Here is an 18,423-nt window from a genome sequence, read left to right on the forward strand (position 1 = left end):
GGCTCGGGGGCCACCCCTCACGGTCACTCAGCTGCTACCGGCCGCGACTACTTCTTCGCCAGCTCGGCGGCGTTCTTCTCGAGGTCCTCGATGCCACCGCACATGAAGAAGGCCTGCTCCGGAACGGCGTCGTACTTGCCGTCCGCGATCGCGTTGAAGGCCTCGATGGTCTCCGACAGCGGCACGGTCGAACCCTCGACACCGGTGAACTGCTTCGCCACGTAGGTGTTCTGCGAGAGGAAGCGCTCGATGCGGCGGGCACGGTGGACCGTGATCTTGTCCTCTTCGGACAGCTCGTCCATACCGAGGATGGCGATGATGTCCTGGAGGTCCTTGTACTTCTGCAGGATCCCCTTGATACGGACGGCCGTGTCGTAGTGGTTCTGCGCGATGTACCGCGGGTCGAGGATGCGGGACGTGGAGTCCAGCGGGTCGACGGCCGGGTAGATGCCCTTCTCCGAGATCGGGCGCGACAGAACGGTGGTCGCGTCCAGGTGGGCGAAGGTGGTGGCCGGCGCCGGGTCGGTCAGGTCGTCCGCGGGGACGTAGATCGCCTGCATCGAGGTGATCGAGTGACCGCGGGTCGAGGTGATGCGCTCCTGCAGGAGGCCCATCTCGTCGGCCAGGTTCGGCTGGTAGCCCACCGCGGAGGGCATGCGGCCGAGCAGGGTCGACACCTCGGAACCGGCCTGGGTGAACCGGAAGATGTTGTCGATGAAGAGGAGCACGTCCTGCTTCTCGACGTCACGGAAGTACTCCGCCATGGTCAGCGCGGACAGCGCGACGCGCAGACGGGTGCCCGGCGGCTCGTCCATCTGGCCGAAGACCAGCGCGGTCTTGTCCAGGACGCCCGAGTCGACCATCTCGTCGATGAGGTCGTTGCCCTCACGGGTGCGCTCGCCGACACCGGCGAACACCGACACACCACCGAAGTTCTCGGCGACGCGGTAGATCATCTCCTGGATCAGAACGGTCTTGCCGACACCGGCACCACCGAACAGACCGATCTTGCCACCCTGGACGTACGGGGTGAGGAGGTCGATGACCTTGATGCCGGTCTCGAACATCTCGGTCTTGGACTCGAGGTCCTTGAAGTTCGGAGCGGTGCGGTGGATCGGCCACCGGACCTCGACCTGCTTCTCGAACTCGTCCTTGTCGACGTTCAGCACGTCACCGAGGGCGTTGAAGACCTTGCCCTTGGTGATCTGGCCGACCGGCACGGAGATGGCCGCACCGGTGTCGGTGACCTGCGAACCGCGGACCAGGCCGTCGGTCGGCTGCATCGAGATGCCGCGCACCAGGCCGTCGCCGAGGTGCTGGGCGACCTCGAGGGTCAGGGTCTTCTTGCCCGTGCCGTCGGGGTTGTCCACCTCGACGTGCAGGGCGTTGAACATCTCCGGAATCGCGTCGACGGGGAACTCCACGTCGACGACCGGGCCGATGACCCGCGCGACGCGGCCCGTCGCCGTGGTCGGCTCAACAGTGGTGGTCATACTCATTCGCTCCCGCGGCTCGCGTCAGCGAGCGCGTTCGCGCCACCGACGATCTCGCTGATTTCCTGGGTGATCTCGGCCTGACGGGCCGAGTTGGCAAGCCGCGTGAGCGACTTGATGAGCTCGCCGGCGTTGTCCGTCGCGCTCTTCATCGCGCGGCGGCGGGCGGCGTGCTCGGAAGCGGCCGACTGCAGCAGCGCGTTGTAGATCCGGCTCTCGACGTACCGCGGCAGCAGCGCGTCGAGGACGCCCTCCGCCGACGGCTCGAAGTCGTACAGCGGGAAGATCTCCGACGTGGCCGGCGTCTGGTCGCTGAGCTGGACCTCGTCCAGCTTCAGCGGCAGCAGCCGGGCCTCCACCGCGTCCTGCGTCAGCATCGACACGAACTCGGTCGAGACCACGTGGAGTTCGTCCACGCCGCCGGTCTCGGCCGTGAAGGCCTCGATCAGCTCGGCCGCCACCGTCTTCGCGTCGCCGTAGGTCGGCTTGTCCGAGAAGCCCGTCCACGAGTTCCCCACCGCCAGGTTGCGGAAGGTGTAGTACGACAGACCCTTCCGACCGACGATGTAGGTCACCACGTCCTTGCCCTCGCCGCGCAGGCGCTCGATGAGCGTCAGCGAGGCCTTGATGGCGTTGGACGAGTAACCGCCCGCCAGGCCGCGGTCCGCCGTGATCAGCAGGACGGCCGCGCGCGAGGCGTTCGGGTTCTCGGTGGTGAGCGGGTGCTTGGCGTTGGACCGGGTGGCCACCGCCGTCACCGCCCGGGTGAGCTCATCGGCGTACGGAGCGGAGGCCGCCACCGCGCGCTGCGCCTTGCCGATGCGCGCCGCGGAGATCATCTCCATCGCCTTGGTGATCTTCTTCGTCGCGGTGACAGAGCGGATCCGGCGCTTGTAGACCCGAAGCTGTGCTCCCATGGGTCGTTACGTCCTTTCCCTCGCTACCGGACTCAGGCCTGCTCGGAGAGCAGCTTGCCGTCGGCGGTCTGGTAACCCTGCTTGAAGGCCTCGATCGCGCTGGTCAGCGCGTCGACGGTGCCGTCCGCCAGCAGACCGGTCTCGACGATGCCGGCGAGCAGGTCCTTGTGCTGCAGGCGCACGTGGTCCAGGAACTCGCGCTCGAAGCGGCGGACCTCGGCGACCGGGACGTCGTCCAGCTTGCCGGTGGTGCCGGCCCAGATGGAGACGACCTGCTCCTCGACCGGGAACGGCTGGTACTGGCCCTGCTTCAGCAGCTCGACCATGCGCGCACCGCGCTCCAGCTGGGCCTTGGAGGCCGCGTCCAGGTCGGAACCGAAGCCGGCGAAGGCCTCCAGCTCACGGTACTGGGCGAGGTCCAGGCGCAGACGGCCGGCGACCGAGCGCATGGCCTTGATCTGGGCGGAGCCACCGACGCGGGAGACCGAGATACCGACGTTCACGGCCGGGCGGATGCCGGCGTTGAACAGGTCGGACTCCAGGAAGCACTGGCCGTCGGTGATGGAGATGACGTTGGTCGGGATGTACGCCGAGACGTCGTTGGCCTTGGTCTCGATGATCGGCAGACCGGTCATCGAGCCGCCGCCCAGCTCGTCGTTCAGCTTGGCGCAGCGCTCCAGCAGGCGGGAGTGCAGGTAGAAGACGTCACCCGGGTAGGCCTCGCGGCCCGGCGGGCGGCGCAGCAGCAGGGAGACGGAGCGGTAGGCCTCGGCCTGCTTCGACAGGTCGTCGAAGATGATCAGGACGTGCTTGCCGGCGTACATCCAGTGCTGGCCGATGGCCGAGCCGGTGTACGGGGCGAGGTACTTGAAGCCGGCCGGGTCGGAGGCGGGAGCGGCCACGATGGTGGTGTACTCCAGCGCGCCGGCCTCCTCCAGGGCGCCGCGGACGGACGCGATGGTGGAGCCCTTCTGGCCCACGGCGACGTAGATGCAGCGGACCTGCTTCTCCGGGTCGCCCGAGCGCCAGTTGTCGCGCTGGTTGATGATCGTGTCGACGGCCACCGCGGTCTTGCCGGTCTGGCGGTCACCGATGATCAGCTGGCGCTGGCCGCGGCCGATCGGGGTCATCGCGTCGATGGCCTTGATGCCGGTCTGCAGCGGCTGCTTGACCGACTTGCGGGCCATGACGCCGGGGGCCTGCAGCTCCAGGGCGCGGCGGCCCTCGGCGGCGATGTCGCCCAGACCGTCGATCGGGTTGCCCAGCGGGTCCACGACGCGGCCCATGAAGCCGTCGCCGACCGGAACCGAGAGGACCTCGCCCGTGCGGCGCACGGTCTGGCCCTCTTCGATGCCGCCGAACTCACCGAGGATGACGACACCGATCTCGCGGGTGTCGAGGTTCAGCGCGAGGCCGAGCGTGCCGTCCTCGAACTTCAGCAGCTCGTTCGCCATGACCGAGGGCAGGCCCTCGACATGGGCGATACCGTCCGCCGCGTCAGTGACCGTGCCGACCTCTTCCACAGAAGCGGCGTCCGGCTGGTACGACTGGACAAAGTCGGCCAGCGCGTCCCGGATCTCCTCCGGACGGATCGTAAGCTCCGCCATCAGGCTTCCCTGCTCTCCTAGTTTGCGATCCTCGGCCCGCCATTGAGGGCCGCAAGTATTCGACTCTCGGCCGGGTCTTCCGAACCGGCCGTACGATGTGCCGGCTCCATGGGGAGCCGGTTTCCCGACCGAGGGTCGGATGTGCTGCTTCGGTGCTCAGCCTTCGAGCGACTGGCGAGCGCCTTCGAGGCGGCTCGACACGGTGCCGTTGATGATCTCGTCGCCGATCTGCACCCGGACGCCGCCGACGACCTCGGGGTCGACGTCGATGTTCAGGTGGACCTGGCGGCCGTACATCCGGCCCAGAGCACCGGACAGGCGCTCCTTCTGGGTGTCCGACAGCGGCACCGCGCTGGTGACCAGGGCCACCACACGGCCGCGGCGAGCGGCGGCGAGCTTGGAGTAGGACTCCAGGCCCTGCTCCAGGCTACGGCCACGCGGCGCGTTGACCAGGGCGGTGACCAGCCGGACGGTGCCGGCGTTGGCCCGGCCGCCGAGCAGCTTCTTGATCAGCTCGGCCTTGGCGACGGCGCCGGCCTTCGGCTCGGTCAGCGCGGCGCGCAGCTCGTGCGAGCCGCTCACCACCCGGCCGAAGCGGAACAGCTCGTCCTCGACGTCGTCCAGGGCGCCGGCCTTGTCCGCGGCGATGACCTCGGCGTAGGCGGCCAGCTCCTCGACGGCGTCCACCAGGTCGCGGCCACCCGACCAGCGGGAGCGGACCAGGCCCGCGACCAGGTCGACGGTCTCGCCGGAGACCTGGCCGGTCAGCAGCGAGGTGATCAGCTGGGCCTTGTCCTGGCCCGACCGCGAGGGGTCGGTCAGGACGCGGCGCAGCGACACCTCGCGGTCCAGCACGGCCGTCACGGCGGTGAGCTCCTCGGCGACCTTGGCCGCGTCCACCGAGGTGGAGTCGGTCAGGCTCTCGAGGTTCTGCCGGCCGGCGGCGAGGGCCTCACGGCTGGCGCCGATCACTTGGCCGCACCCTGAGCAACGGCGGCCTTGGCCTCCAGCTCGTCCAGGAAGCGGTCGATCACGCCGCTCTGCCGGGCGTGGTCCTCCAGGGACTCACCCACGATGCGGGAGGCCAGCTGGGTGGCCAGCGAACCCACGTCCTGGCGCAGGGCGGCAGTCGCCTGCTTCTTGTCGGCCTCGATCTGCGCGTGGCCGGCGGCGACGATGGCCTCGCGCTGACGCTGGCCCTCCTCGCGCATCTCGGCGAGCTGGGCGGCGCCCTGCTCGCGAGCGGCCTCGACGATGCGGGCAGCCTCGTGGCGCGCCTCGGCGAGCTCGGCGCGGTACTGCTCAAGCAGGGCCTGGGCCTCGGCCTGAGCGGCCTCGGCACGCTCCATGCCGCCCTCGATGGCGTCCCGGCGCTCCGACAGCACCTTCTCGATGCTGGGGAGGAGCTTCTTGCCGAGCAGACCGAAGACGATGAAGAAGCAGAGCAGGCCGATGATCACCTCGGGCCACGCGGGGAGGAGAGGGTTCATCTTCTCCTCGGCCGCGAGCGAGAACGCGGTGTTCATGTCTGGACCTTCCTCAGAAAGGGTCTACGGCGGATTACTTGTTGCCGAAGACGAACGGCATGACGATGCCGATGAGGGCGAGCGCCTCGGTCAGCGCGAAGCCGATGAACATGTTGGAACGGATGAGACCGGCAGCCTCGGGCTGGCGGGCCATGGCCTGGACACCGTTACCGAAGATCAGACCGACGCCGATGCCGGGGCCGATGGCGGCGAGGCCGTAGCCCAGGGAGGCGACGGAACCGTAGACAGTGCCCTCAGCGATCATGCTCATTGCGATTGTCCTTTGCAGGGGTGGTGAACCGGTGGTGATTGGCCACCGGGCGATCCAGGGGGTGGTTCATGGGAGGCCAGGGCCTTAGGCTCAGTGCGCCTCTTCGAGGGCACCGGCGATGTAGCTGCTGGCCAGCATCACGAAGATGTAGGCCTGCAGGAACTGGACCAGCAGCTCGAACGCGGTCAGCGCGACGGCGACGACGAAGGACGCCGAGCCGTACAGGGCGCCCAGGGTCGGGCTGAGCAGGTACCAGGAGGCGATGGAGAACATCACGATCAGCAGGTGGCCGGCGAACATGTTCGCGAAGGCTCGGACCGCGAGCGTGAAGGGGCGCACGAAGATGTTCGAGAAGAACTCGATCGGCACCAGGATGAACATGACCCAGCCGGGGATGCCCGACGGCCAGCAGAGGTTCTTCAGACCACCGACGAAGCCGTGCTTCTTGAAGGTCAGCGTCATGTAGGTGATCCACACGATCGCCGAGAGGCCGGCCGGGAACGCGATCGCCGCCGCCACGGGGAACTGAGCGAACGGGATGATCGACATGATGTTCATCAACCAGATGAAGAAGAACATCGAGACCAGCATCGGGACGTACTTCTCGCCCTTCTTGCCGATCGTCTCCAGCACGATGGAGCGCTTGACGAAGTCGTAGCCGATCTCACCGACCAGCTGCAGCTTGCCGGGGACCAGGCGCGGCTTGGCGAAGGCGGCCCAGAAGAAGACCACGACCAGCAGTGCGACGATGATCGACAGCAGCATCGGCTTGTTGAACTCGACGCTGCCGATCGAGAAGATCGGCTTGAACTGGAACTCGTTCAGGCCCGGGGCCGGGAAGCCGCAGCCAGCGTCCCCGAAGTGGCAGCTGCCTGAGGCGAGCGAGGACGTGAGTTCAGCACTCACCGCGGACTCCTTCGTCGTGACGCATGGTTACGGCAACCTCGGTGTGTCGGCGTGGCCTGTGGCCACGGAGCGGCACTGGAACTTGATGGGTTTCTCGCCGACCCCGCGCGGCGGTGCGCTGCACCACGGCGGGATCATCGAAGACTGCGCGGGCCCGGGGGGCGATCCGTCCGCTCTCCGGACAGACCTGGCCTCTTCCCGTACTCCGTTGTTGCGACGGACGATAGCAGCCCGTCAGTGCGACATAAACACCGCCCCCCTCGTTGGGGGGACAGTCAGGCCTCGTCACTGTTGACGACCCTTGTCGGAGGGCTTGTCGTCCTTGTTTTCCGAGGCGTGGGGGTCCACGTAGAACATCTTGGCCCTGAGGGCGCCGCGCACCTGGAAGCCCGTCCAGATCAGCGCGCAGCCGAGCAGCGTGAAGGCGAAGGCCTGCCGGTGGAACAGCTCGGTGTTCTTGAAGACGGCCAGCACGATGCCGACCAGCAGGATCTGCGTGGTGTACACCAGGAGCGCCGCGGCCATCATGATCTGCGGGTTCGACCTGGTCAGCCGGTCGAGCGCGACCTGGCCGAAGCTGAAGAAGGCCATCACCAGCAAGGTGCCGAAGAGCGCGCCGAGCAGGCCCTTCCCACCGGCGACGGCGAAGGAGATCGCCATGGCGATGATCCCGGCGACCGCAGTGGGGATCGCGGCGCCTCGGAGGATCCGGGCGTCGGTGGACGGCATGTCGGCAGCTCCGGCGGCATGTCGATGTGGCGGGGGACGGGCACAGACTGTGGCGGTGAGGCCGACCGAGGCATCGCCGTGGGCCGCCCGCTGGAGCGGCGGGCCCAGTCGAGGAGACCGACAGGGACGGAGTCATCCACCTGTCAGGACTGTCGGCGTGTTCTCGGTACTCGTGAACGGTATCACAAACTATTTGATGAGAGCTTTACCATGATTGTGTGGCACCTGTCACACCATTGGCGCAATCCATCCGCCGTTCGGGTGACCCCATTTGACGCAACGTCAATTCTCTTGTCAACGGCGGCCGCTGGCCTTGTCGTGGTCGGAGGCCGCCGAGGAGCCCCGGCTGGCTTCACCCAGAATCTGCTTGTCCTTCGCCGACAGTTCCGCCATCGGGCCGGACTGCTGCCGGCGGTAGCGCGGCGGGACGAAGGACTGCACCGCGCGCGGCGCCCGCGGCCGGAACCGCGGGGTGAGCAGCACCACCAGGCCGACCAGGCAGAGCCCGGCGAGCGTCAGGATCACGGTCCGTCCGGTGTTGGTCACCGAGAAGGCCACCGTGCCGAAGGCGATCAGCGCCGCCCAGAAGTACATGATCAGTACGGCCCGGCTGTGCGAGTGCCCGACCTGGAGCAGCCGGTGGTGCAGGTGGCGCTTGTCCGCGGCGAACGGCGACTGCCCGGCCCAGGTGCGGCGCACCACCGCGAGCAGCAGGTCGGCCAGCGGCAGCGCGATGACCGTCAGCGGCAGCAGCAGCGGGATGTAGATCGGCACCAGCGCGTGCACGGTGGCGGTCTGCGAACCGGTCTCGCTGTTGATCAGGTCCGGGTCGACCCGGCCGGTGATGGAGATCGCGGCGACGGCGAGCATGAGGCCCAGCATCATCGAGCCGGAGTCGCCCATGAAGATCCGCGCGGGGTGCATGTTGTGCGCCAGGAAGCCCAGGCACATGCCGATCAGCAGCACGCTGAACAGCACGGCGGGGGCCGCGTCGGTGATCGCGTAGCCGTACCAGAGCCGGTAGCTGTACAGGAAGAAGGCCATCGCGGCGATGCAGACCATGCCGCCGGCCAGGCCGTCCAGGCCGTCGATGAAGTTCACCGCGTTGACCATGACGACGACCAGGATGACCGAGATGACCATGCCCTGGGTGGGGCTCACCGCGACGGCGCCGACGCCGGGCACCGGGAGGGTGATCACCGTGACGCCCTGCCAGACCATCACACCGGCGGCGATCATCTGGCCGCCGAGCTTCACCAGCGCGTCCACGCCCCACTTGTCGTCGAGCACGCCGAGCAGCCACATGATCCCGGCGCCGGACAGCAGCGCGCGGATGTCGGTGCCCTGGGTGAACACCTTGCTCAGGTTGTCCAGCTGCGAGGCGACCAGGATGCCCGCGCACAGCCCGCCGAACATGGCGATGCCGCCGAGCCGCGGAGTGGGCTCGCGGTGCACGTCGCGGGCGCGCACCGGCGGCATCGCGCCGGCCGCGATGGCGAACTTCCGGACCGGGCCGGTCAGCAGGTAGGTGACGGCGGCGGTGCAGAACAGCACCAGCAAGTACTCACGCACCACTGGCCTCCTGCATCACTGTCGTACGGGGAGGTACCGAAGGTACTCCCCTGCCTTCCCGGGGTTCGAGGTGTGTCGCCACGGGACACACCTTATTGAGTCGGACGCCCGGGACGCGCATCGCGGTTCGCCCTCCCGGGTAGGAGATCGGGATTCCCGTTTCAGACGCCGTCCGCGTAGGCCGCCGCCAGCTCCCGGACCCGCTGCGCGACCGGCGCGGCCGCGTCACCGGCGAGCAGCCGGCCGACCAGCCCGGCGATCTCGGCCAGCTCCGCCGGGCCCATGCCCTGGCTGGTCACCGTGCCCGTGCCCAGCCGGATCCCGGAGGCCTCGGCGGGCGGCGCCGGGTCGTACGGCAGCGCGCACTTGCCGAGCAGCAGCCCGGCCGCCGCGCAGCGCCGCTCGGCCTCCGCGCCGCTGACGCCCAGCGGGCTGACGTCCGCCGTCACCAGGTGGGTGTCCGTCCCGCCCGTCAGGGGGCGCAGACCGGCCTCCGCGAGCCCCTCGGCGAGAGCCCGCGCCCCGGACACCGTGCGCAGCGCGTAGGCCCGGTACTCGGCCGTCGCGGCCTGCGCGAGGGCCACCGCCTTGCCGGCCACCTCGTTCATCGCCGCGCCGCCCTGGCTGAACGGGAACACCGCCCGGTCGATCCGCTCGGCGAGCTCCGCGGTGCACAGCAGCAGGCCGCCGCGCGGGCCGCGCAGCAGCTTGTGGGTGGCCGCGACGGTGACGTCCGCGAACGGCACCGGCGAGGGCGCCGCCCCGGCCGCGACCAGCCCGGTGGTCTGCGCGACGGCGGCGACCAGGTAGGCGTCCACCTCGTCGGCGATCTCCCGGAAGGCCGCCCAGTCCGGGTGCCGGGGGTGCGAGATCGAGCCCGCCACGATGGCCTTCGGGCGGTGCCGGCGGGCCAGGTCGCGCACCTGGTCGAGGTCGACCAGTCCGTCCTGCTCGCGCACCCCGTAGCCGGTGAAGTCGAACCAGCGGCCGGAGAAGTTGGCCCGCGAGCCGCAGCTGAGGTGGCCGCCGTGCTCCAGCGACATCGCGAGCACCCCGTCGCCGGGCCGCAGCAGCGCCGCGTACGCCGCCAGCATCGCCGAAGTCACCGACCGGGGCTGGACGTTGGCGTGCGGGGCGGCGAACAGCGCGCGGGCCCGGTCGATCGCCAGCAGCTCGGCGGCGTCCGCCAGCGCGCAGCCGGTGTGGTGCCGGCGGCCCGGGTAGCCCTCGGCGTACTTGTCGATCAGCGGCCCGGTCAGCGCCGCCAGCACGGCCGGGCTGGTCAGGTTCTCCCCCGCCAGCAGCTGGATCGACTCGGCCCGCCGCTCGGCCTCGGCCGCGAGCAGGTCGGCGATCTGCGGATCGGCCCGGAACAGCGCCTCGGACGCCGCGGGGCGCCCCCTCGTGGCGGTCGGGCTCGTCGCGGCATCGGTGACGGTCATGGCGGTGCTCCCGGGCGTGCGGGGACGGTGCCACCAGCGTAGGACGGCACCCCGGCCGCGGCCCGCCGGAAAGCGGCCGGACGGGCCGGACGGGCCCCGGGAAACCGCCGGACGGCCCCTTTGAAGGCCGGCCGCTAGCGGGCCGGCACGCCGGTGAGGGCGGTCACCACCGGGTCGACGGCGTGGAATATCTCCTCGCCGCAGTTGCGGAACATGCCGATCGGCGCCCCGTACGGGTCGTCCAGCTCGTCCGACTCCGGGGTGGCCGCGAGCAGCCAGCCGCGCAGCGCGGCGGCGGCCCGGACGAGGGCGCGGGCGCGCTCGGTGACGTCGGCGCCGCGCCGGGGGTCGGGCAGGGTGCCCGGGTCTATCGTCCGCACCAGGCGGGTGAACTCCTTCAGCGTGAAGGTGCGCAGCCCCGCCTCGTGCCCCATCGAGATCACCTGGGCGCGGTGGTCCAGGGTCGCGGTGAGCACCAGGTCGGCCTCGACCACGTGCTCGTCCAGCAGTTCCCGGCCGGTGAAGCCGCCGCTGTCGGCGCCGTACTCGTTCAGCACGGTCGCCGCGTGGTCCTCCATCGGCGCGCCCTCGTGGCCCCAGGTGCCGGCGCTCTCCACCAGGATGCGCCCGGCCACCCGGGGGCTGAGCCGGGTGTCCAGCTCACGCCGGGTGAGCCGCTCGGCGATCGGCGAGCGGCAGATGTTGCCGGTGCAGACGAACAGGATCCGGAAGTGGTCCAGCGGCCTGGGGCCCACGCTCAGGTACGGCGCTATGCCGGGCCCGGCATGGAGCGAGGCGATGGGCGTCAACTTCCGGCCTCCAGGTCGGGGACGACCTCCCTCAGCTGCTCGATGCTGATCGCGCCGGCGCGCAGCAGGACCGGGGTCTTGCCGGTGACGTCGACGATGGACGAGGCGGTCGCGTAGTCGGCGGAACCGCCGTCCAGGTAGACCGAGATCGCGTCGCCGAGCTGGTGCTGGGCGTCGTCGCAGGTGGCCGGGGACGGCCCGCCGGTCTTGTTGGCGCTGGAGACGGCGAGCGGGCCGGTGGTGTTCAGCAGCTCGATGGCGACCGGGTGCAGCGGCATCCGCACGGCGACGGTGCCGCGGGTCTCGCCCAGGTCCCAGCGCAGCGAGGGCTGGTGCTTGGCGACCAGGGTCAGGCCGCCCGGCCAGAAGGCGTCGACCAGTTCCCAGGCCTGCTCGGAGAAGTCGGTGACCAGGCCGTGCAGGGTGGTCGGCGAGCCGACCAGCACCGGGGAGGGCATGTTGCGGCCGCGGCCCTTGGCGGCCAGCAGCTCGGCCACCGCCTCCGGGGAGAAGGCGTCCGCGCCGACGCCGTACAGGGTGTCGGTGGGCAGCACGACGAGTTCGCCGCGGCGGATGGCCGAGGCGGCCTCGCGCAGGCCGGTGGCACGGTCCCCGGCGTCGGCACAGTCGTAACGGCGGCTCATCGGTGCGGTCCCCTTCCGGAAAGGCTCATGACATTCACGGCGCGGTAGCGCTGCGCTCGGTGTTCACGATCCGGCCCGTCACGACCCGGCCCTGCGGGCGGTCGTGAAGCGCGGCCGGTTGTTCAGGTCGCGGTGGTCGGCGGTGTCCGTCCAACCGCGTTCCTCGTTGAAGATCCACGGCACCTGGCCGCCCTGCTGGTCGGCGTGCTCGACCACCACCGCGCCGCCCGGGCGCAGCAGCCGGGCGGCGACCCGCTCGATGCCGCGGATGGTGTCCAGGCCGTCCTCGCCGGAGAACAGGGACATCTGCGGGTCGTGGTCGCGGGCCTCGGGCGCGACGTACTCCCACTCGGTGAGCGGGATGTACGGCGGGTTGGAGATCACCAGGTCGAAGCGGCCGTCCCAGGAGCGGTCGTCGGCGAAGGCCCGGGTGGCGTCGCCGGCGTGCAGGGTGACCCGGGCGCGGTCGGGGCTGGCCTCGATGTTGCGCCGGGTGTACTCCAGCGCGCCCTCGTCGAGCTCGAAGGCGTGCACGCTGGAGCGCGGCAGTTCCTGGGCGAGGGCGAGCGCGATCGCGCCGGAGCCGGAGCACAGGTCGACGACCAGCGGCTCGGCCACGTCCATCTCGCGCACCGCTTCTATGGCCCACTCGACGACCGTCTCGGTCTCCGGCCGGGGCACGAACACTCCGGGGCCGACTTCGAGTTCGAGGTAGCGGAAGAACGCCCGCCCGGTGATGTGCTGCAGCGGCTCGCGCGCCTCGCGGCGGGAGACGGCCTCCCAGTAGCGGGCGTCGAAGTCCGCGTCCTTCACGGTGTGCAGCTGGCTGCGCTTGACGTTGTGGACGTAGGCGGCGAGTTCCTCCGCGTCGAAGCGCGGCGACGGCACGCCGGCCGCGGCCAACCGCTGGGTGGCCTGGGCCACCTCGGCGAGCAGCAGGTTCATCCGTACGACCTCTTGTTTCTGCGCTCCGGCTTCAGGCTTGTCGGGCTGGGGCGCGCCGGTCTCAGTTCTGTTGGGCCGCGGCGAGCTTGGCCGCGGCGTCCGCGTCGACGCAGGACTGGATCACCGCGTTCAGGTCGCCGTCCAGGACCTGGTCCAGGTTGTACGACTTGAACCCCGTGCGGTGGTCCGAGATGCGGTTCTCCGGGTAGTTGTACGTCCGGATGCGCTCGGAGCGGTCCACCGTGCGGACCTGGCTGCGACGCGCGTCCGAGGCCTCGCGCTCGGCCTCCTCCTGCGCGGCGGCCAGCAGCCGCGAACGCAGGATGCGCATCGCCTGCTCCTTGTTCTGCAGCTGGCTCTTCTCGTTCTGGCAGGACGCCACGATACCGGTCGGCAGGTGGGTGATCCGGACCGCCGAGTCCGTCGTGTTGACCGACTGGCCGCCGGGGCCCGAGGAGCGGTAGACGTCGATGCGCAGGTCGTTGGCGTGGATCTCGACCTCGACCTCCTCCGCCTCGGGGGTGACCAGCACGCCCGCCGCGGAGGTGTGGATGCGGCCCTGCGACTCGGTGGCGGGGACGCGCTGCACGCGGTGCACGCCGCCCTCGTACTTCAGCCGGGCCCAGACGCCCTGGCCGGGCTCGGCGTTGCCCTTGGTCTTGACCGCGACCGAGACGTCCTTGTAGCCGCCGAGGTCCGACTCGTTGGAGTCGATGAGCTCGGTCTTCCAGCCGACCCGCTCGGCGAAGCGCAGGTACATCCGGAGCAGGTCGCCGGCGAACAGCGCGGACTCCTCGCCGCCCTCGCCCGCCTTGATCTCCAGGATGACGTCCTTGTCGTCGCTCGGGTCGCGCGGGACGAGCAGCAGCCGCAGTTCCTCGGTCAGCTCCTCCTGCCGCGCCTCGGAGTCCTTCACCTCGGCGATGAAGTCCGGGTCCTCCGCGGCGAGTTCGCGCGCGGCCACGATGTCCTCGCCGGCCTGCCGCCACTCCCGGTAGACCCGGGTGATCGGGGTCAGCTCGGCGTAGCGCTTGGCCAGCTTGCGGGCGTTGGCCTGGTCGGCGTGGACGGACGGGTCTGCCAGCCTCTTCTCGAGGTCGGCGTGCTCGACGAGGAGCTCTTCGACTGCCTCGAACATGGGGTGGCCTTCTTCCCGGGGGCTCGGAACGTGTGGGCGGGGACGTGCGGGGTGCGGAGCGTACGGGCCGGAGCGCGTCGGGGGGACGCGAACGGCGCCGACCCCCAGCGCCCCCGGAACGAGTACGGGGACGCCGGGAGCCGGCGCCGAGGGAGCGCTAGGCCTTCGCGCTGTGCTGCTTGCCGAAGCGGGCCTCGAAGCGGGCCACGCGGCCGCCGGTGTCGAGGATCTTCTGCTTGCCGGTGTAGAACGGGTGGCACTGCGAGCAGACCTCGGCGCGGATCTCGCCGCTGGTCTCGGTCGAGCGGGTGGTGAACTCGGCGCCGCAGGTGCAGGTCACGCGCGTGACCACGTACTCGGGGTGAACGTTGGACTTCAAGGGGTTCTCCTAGGTTTCGGGAGGGCACCGGGTCGGCGGCTGGAATGCCGCTCGTGAACCGGGACCGACGAACCAGTCTGCCAGGACCGGCCGCATCTTCCCAAACCGGGTCGGGTCCGCGGGTATTCCTGGCCCGCCCGGCGCCCCGCTCAGCGCCTGGCGCGGGCGGTCGGCGAGGCGGTCGGGGCGGCCTGCGCCGGGTTCTCCGGCTGGGCCGAGACGACGGTCTGCGGGATCGGCTGGTCGGCCTTGAGCGCCGCCCACACCTGCCCGGCCTGCGGCTGCTGCTCGACCACCCGGTTGGGGTCGCTGGGGGCGGTGACCACGGGCAGGGTGACCATGCTCAGCCGGTCCGGCCCGATCCCCTTGAGTTCCTGCACCAGCCCGACCAGGGAGTTCACCGAGCCGAGCGCGGAGTCGGTGGTGATGCTCTTCGTCACGGTGTCGCCGATCGACCACAGCTTGACCGGGTCGGTGAACAGGCCCGCCCCGCCGGCCTGCTGGAGCAGCGACTTGACCATCTGCTTCTGCAGCTCGATCCGGCCGAGGTCGCTGCCGTCGCCGACGCCGTGCCGGGTGCGGACGAAGGCGAGTGCCTGCTGGCCGTTCAGGTGGTGCTCGCCGGGCGGCAGGTCCAGGCCGCTGTCCTTGTCGTGGATGGCCACCGTGGTGGTCACGGTGGCCCCGCCTATCGCGTCGACGACCCGGGCGAAGCCGGCGAAGTCGATCTGCACGTAGTGGTCCATCCGCAGCCCGGTGAGCTGTTCGGTGGTCTTGACCGCGCAGGCCGCGCCGCCGGCCTCGAAGGCGCTGTTGTACATCGCGCGCTTCACCGCCGGGACGGCCTTGCCGCTCGGGTCGGTGCAGTCCGGCCGGTCGACCAGGGTGTCGCGCGGGATGGAGACGACCGAGGCCCGCGAGTGGTCCTGGCTGACGTGCACCACCATCGCGGTGTCCGAGCGGGCGCCGTCGGTGGTGCCGCCGGCCAGGCTCCCGTTGTCGCCGGAGCGCGAGTCGGAACCCAGGACGAGGATGTTGAAGGAGCCGTCGGTGGCGGCCGGCGGACGGGCGTCGCCGAGCCGCTCGTCGATGTCGACGGTCTTGATGTTGCCGTTGAGCCTGACGTACGCGTACACGGCCGCTCCGGCGCCCAGGACGACGAGCGCGACGAACGCGCAGGCGGCCACCCGCAGGACCCTGCGGCGGCGGCTGGGGGTGCTCTTGTGCTCGGCCATACGGTCCAGAGTAAATCGGACAAGTAGCCGAAAAAGCCCAAAGTCGTCCCGATCGTGAAACAGTGCCCGGCCGGACGCACCGAACCCCGGACCGCTCGCGCGATCCGGGGTTCGGTGTCCGACAGCCGTCCGGCTACGGTCAGTCGCCGGAGCCGGGGGTGGTCTTGGCGATCTGCATCAGGAACTCGGCGTTGCTCTTGGTCTGCTTCATCTTGTCCAGCAGCAGCTCGATCGCCTGCTGCGAGTCGAGCGCGTGCAGCACCCGGCGCAGCTTCCAGACGATGGCCAGCTCCTCGCTGCCGAGCAGGATCTCCTCCTTGCGGGTGCTGGAGGCGTCCACGTCGACGGCCGGGAAGATGCGCTTGTCCGAGAGCTTCCGGTCGAGCTTGAGCTCCATGTTGCCGGTGCCCTTGAACTCCTCGAAGATCACCTCGTCCATGCGCGAGCCGGTCTCGACCAGCGCGGTGGCCAGGATGGTCAGCGAGCCGCCGTTCTCGATGTTGCGCGCGGCGCCGAAGAACTTCTTCGGCGGGTACAGCGCGGTCGAGTCGACACCACCGGACAGGATGCGGCCGGAGGCCGGCGCCGCCAGGTTGTAGGCGCGGCCCAGGCGGGTGATCGAGTCCAGCAGGATGACCACGTCGTGGCCCAGCTCGACCAGGCGCTTGGCGCGCTCGATGGCCAGCTCGGCGACGGTGGTGTGGTCCTCCGCCGGGCGGTCGAAGGTCGAGGAGATGACCTCGCCCTTCACCGACCGCTGCATGTCGGTGACCTCTTCCGGACGCTCGTCGACCAGGACGACCATCAGGTGGCACTCGGGGTTGTTGTGGGTGATCGCGTTGGCGACCGCCTGCAGCACCATGGTCTTGCCGGTCTTCGGCGGCGCGACGATCAGACCGCGCTGGCCCTTGCCGATCGGCGACACCAGGTCGATGATCCGGGTGGTCAGCACGCCCGGGTCGGTCTCCAGGCGCAGCCGCTCCTGCGGGTACAGCGGGGTCAGCTTGTTGAACTCGGAGCGGCCGCGGCCGCTCTCCGGGTCCATGCCGTTGACGGAGTCCAGCCGCACCAGGGCGTTGAACTTCTCGCGGCGCTCGCCCTCGCGGGGCTGGCGCACCGCACCGGTGATGGCGTCGCCCTTGCGCAGGCCGTTCTTGCGGACCTGGGCGAGCGAGACGTAGACGTCGTTCTGGCCCGGCAGGTAGCCGGAGGTGCGCACGAACGCGTAGTTGTCGAGGATGTCGAGGATGCCCGCGACCGGGATCAGGACGTCGTCCTCGCCGATCTGCGGCTCGACCGGGCCGGCGGCCTCGAAGCCGTCACGGCCGCGACGGCCACGGCGGTCGCGGTAGCGGCCGCGACGGCCCCGGCGGCCCTCGCCGAACTCGTCGTCGTCGTAGCCGCCCTGCTGGGCCTGCGGCTGCTGCTGCGCGGCCTGCTGGCCGGCCTCGCGGCGCTGCTGGCCGTCGCCCTGGCCGCCCTGCTGCTGGCCGCCCTGCTGGGTCTGGCGGTCGGCGCGCTCGCGGCGGTTGCGGCGGTCGCGGCGGGACTCGCGGCCCTCGCCGTCCTGGCCGGCGTCGCCGCCGTCCTGGCGCTCGGTGCGGTCCGTACGCTCGGTGCGGTCGCCGCGCTCGCGGCGCTCACGGCGGTCGCGACGGGTCTCGCGACCCTCCTCGCGGCCCTCGAAGGCACGGGTCTCGGCCGGGCGGGCCTCGGCCTGCTTGGTCTCGGCGACCACGACGGCGGCGTCCGCACCGGCGGCGGCGACGGCCTCGGCGGTCGGGGCGCCGGCGGCCGAGGTGGCACGGCGGCGGGGGCGCTCGGCACGGGCCGGCGCGGCGGTCTCGGCGGCGGCCTGGACCGGGATGTCGATCTGGGCGGCCTGCTGGGCCTGCGACTCGGCGGCGGCCGGGGCCTCGGCGGCAGCGGCGGCCTTGGTGCGGCGGGCCGGCTTCTCGGTGACCTCGGCGTCCGCCTTCGCGGCGGTGCGCTTGGCGGCCGGGGCGCCACCGGCGGCGAGCAGCGGGTCCCCGCCGCTCTTCTCCTTGATGGTCTCGATCAGCTGGCTCTTGCGCATGCGTCCGGTACCGGTGATGCCCAGGTCCGCGGCGAGCTTCTGCAGCTCGGCCAGGACCATGCCGTCCAGGCCCGCGGCGGCGCTGCGGCGGCGCCGCGCCGGGGCAGCGGGTGCGGCGGCCGCGTCGGACGCCTCTGCGTCCGGGCGCGCGCCCATCAGATCGGTGGAGTCGCTCACTAAGGGTCCTTCCCTGGAGCGGACGTCGGCCTGTCTGGCTCGGCGACCGGTTGTGCTGTCCTGACCAACGCTCGACTGCGTCGGTCCGAGGCGGTGATCCCCTCGAATGGCGGGAGCCCGTCGAGGGAGAGCTGGGAGGTGCGGTGCGTGAAGCACGGTGGTGCTGAGTGGCGCGGTGGGCCGGTCGGTGTCGACCTCCCCTGAGGGCGTTGCGCCCCCACGCTGCCTGTGAATCCCGGGCCCCCGTCGCGTGACGGTGGCCCGCGCTCCGCCCGTCCTGGCCTCCAGTGGGGAGGCCGCGGGTGGGAGTCAGGTGCCGTCACGGCTTCGGGATGCGACCGCATGTCGCGCAGGCAGGCTGCGTACGCGCTGCGGTGGGCTCCCGGAGAATCGTCGCCCCGGGCATCGCCTGGACTCCACGGCAGTGGAGTGCTGGGATCGGGACGCGGCGCACCGAGCCCCGGAGGGCACCTGGTGCAGCAATGAGGTTAACACTACCGACCCCCTCAGACATTCCCCGGCCTTGCCCTTGCCAATCGTGTCCGGACGGCCCGGC

Annotated in this window: 17 protein-coding genes; all 17 read right to left on the reverse strand. The window is 70.7% G+C overall.

Annotated elements, in window-relative coordinates; genetic code table 11:
• Window positions 1-47: 47 nt before the first annotated feature.
• Entirely contained in the window at window positions 48-1,493 is a 1,446-nt protein-coding gene (atpD, locus tag AB2U05_RS11375) for a F0F1 ATP synthase subunit beta (RefSeq protein ID WP_045694824.1), read from the reverse strand.
• Between the two features lie 2 nt (window positions 1,494-1,495).
• Window positions 1,496-2,410, reverse strand: a complete 915-nt coding sequence (locus AB2U05_RS11380) for a F0F1 ATP synthase subunit gamma (protein ID WP_045694821.1) — start codon at window positions 2,408-2,410, stop codon at window positions 1,496-1,498.
• A 32-nt stretch (window positions 2,411-2,442) separates the two neighbouring features.
• On the reverse strand, window positions 2,443-4,017 hold the full coding sequence (gene atpA, locus AB2U05_RS11385) for a F0F1 ATP synthase subunit alpha (protein ID WP_045694817.1): 1,575 nt from the start codon (window positions 4,015-4,017) through the stop codon (window positions 2,443-2,445).
• A 156-nt stretch (window positions 4,018-4,173) separates the two neighbouring features.
• Complete coding sequence (locus AB2U05_RS11390; protein WP_369183145.1) at window positions 4,174-4,989, reverse strand: F0F1 ATP synthase subunit delta; 816 nt, start codon at window positions 4,987-4,989, stop codon at window positions 4,174-4,176.
• The gene (locus AB2U05_RS11395; protein ID WP_045694811.1) at window positions 4,986-5,543 is read right to left on the reverse strand and encodes a F0F1 ATP synthase subunit B; all 558 of its coding nucleotides are present in this window, start codon (window positions 5,541-5,543) and stop codon (window positions 4,986-4,988) included. The genes AB2U05_RS11390 and AB2U05_RS11395 overlap by 4 nt, the downstream gene beginning before the upstream one ends.
• Window positions 5,544-5,577: 34 nt before the next feature.
• Window positions 5,578-5,814 carry an ATP synthase F0 subunit C gene (gene atpE / locus AB2U05_RS11400; RefSeq protein ID WP_078859784.1) on the reverse strand — a complete coding sequence of 79 codons (237 nt, stop codon included), beginning with the start codon at window positions 5,812-5,814 and terminating at the stop codon, window positions 5,578-5,580.
• A gap of 90 nt (window positions 5,815-5,904) precedes the next feature.
• Window positions 5,905-6,720 (reverse strand): F0F1 ATP synthase subunit A, encoded by an 816-nt coding sequence (gene atpB / locus AB2U05_RS11405; protein ID WP_045694809.1) that lies wholly within the window; start codon window positions 6,718-6,720, stop codon window positions 5,905-5,907.
• Between the two features lie 285 nt (window positions 6,721-7,005).
• Window positions 7,006-7,449: a hypothetical protein gene (locus AB2U05_RS11410; protein ID WP_045694806.1), complete on the reverse strand. Its 444-nt coding sequence runs from the start codon at window positions 7,447-7,449 to the stop codon at window positions 7,006-7,008.
• 294 nt (window positions 7,450-7,743) lie between these two features.
• Complete coding sequence (locus tag AB2U05_RS11415; protein WP_045694803.1) at window positions 7,744-9,021, reverse strand: MraY family glycosyltransferase; 1,278 nt, start codon at window positions 9,019-9,021, stop codon at window positions 7,744-7,746.
• A 161-nt stretch (window positions 9,022-9,182) separates the two neighbouring features.
• Window positions 9,183-10,463, reverse strand: a complete 1,281-nt coding sequence (glyA, locus tag AB2U05_RS11420; RefSeq protein WP_369183146.1) for a serine hydroxymethyltransferase — start codon at window positions 10,461-10,463, stop codon at window positions 9,183-9,185.
• A 134-nt stretch (window positions 10,464-10,597) separates the two neighbouring features.
• The gene (locus AB2U05_RS11425) at window positions 10,598-11,236 is read right to left on the reverse strand and encodes a low molecular weight phosphatase family protein (RefSeq protein WP_045694932.1); all 639 of its coding nucleotides are present in this window, start codon (window positions 11,234-11,236) and stop codon (window positions 10,598-10,600) included.
• A 32-nt stretch (window positions 11,237-11,268) separates the two neighbouring features.
• The gene (locus tag AB2U05_RS11430) at window positions 11,269-11,916 is read right to left on the reverse strand and encodes an L-threonylcarbamoyladenylate synthase (RefSeq protein WP_045694797.1); all 648 of its coding nucleotides are present in this window, start codon (window positions 11,914-11,916) and stop codon (window positions 11,269-11,271) included.
• A gap of 78 nt (window positions 11,917-11,994) precedes the next feature.
• On the reverse strand, window positions 11,995-12,861 hold the full coding sequence (gene prmC / locus AB2U05_RS11435) for a peptide chain release factor N(5)-glutamine methyltransferase (protein WP_045694794.1): 867 nt from the start codon (window positions 12,859-12,861) through the stop codon (window positions 11,995-11,997).
• Window positions 12,862-12,922: 61 nt separating this feature from the next.
• Complete coding sequence (gene prfA / locus AB2U05_RS11440; protein WP_045694792.1) at window positions 12,923-13,999, reverse strand: peptide chain release factor 1; 1,077 nt, start codon at window positions 13,997-13,999, stop codon at window positions 12,923-12,925.
• 157 nt (window positions 14,000-14,156) lie between these two features.
• The gene (gene rpmE / locus AB2U05_RS11445) at window positions 14,157-14,378 is read right to left on the reverse strand and encodes a 50S ribosomal protein L31 (protein ID WP_030235761.1); all 222 of its coding nucleotides are present in this window, start codon (window positions 14,376-14,378) and stop codon (window positions 14,157-14,159) included.
• 149 nt (window positions 14,379-14,527) lie between these two features.
• Window positions 14,528-15,613: an LCP family protein gene (locus tag AB2U05_RS11450; RefSeq protein ID WP_045694789.1), complete on the reverse strand. Its 1,086-nt coding sequence runs from the start codon at window positions 15,611-15,613 to the stop codon at window positions 14,528-14,530.
• Window positions 15,614-15,752: 139 nt separating this feature from the next.
• Entirely contained in the window at window positions 15,753-17,867 is a 2,115-nt protein-coding gene (gene rho / locus AB2U05_RS11455; protein ID WP_369183147.1) for a transcription termination factor Rho, read from the reverse strand.
• Between the last annotated feature and the right edge of the window lie 556 nt (window positions 17,868-18,423).

Origin of the sequence: Streptomyces sp. Y1, assembly GCF_041053115.1 — a bacterium.
GTDB lineage: Bacteria > Actinomycetota > Actinomycetes > Streptomycetales > Streptomycetaceae > Kitasatospora > Kitasatospora rubellomurina.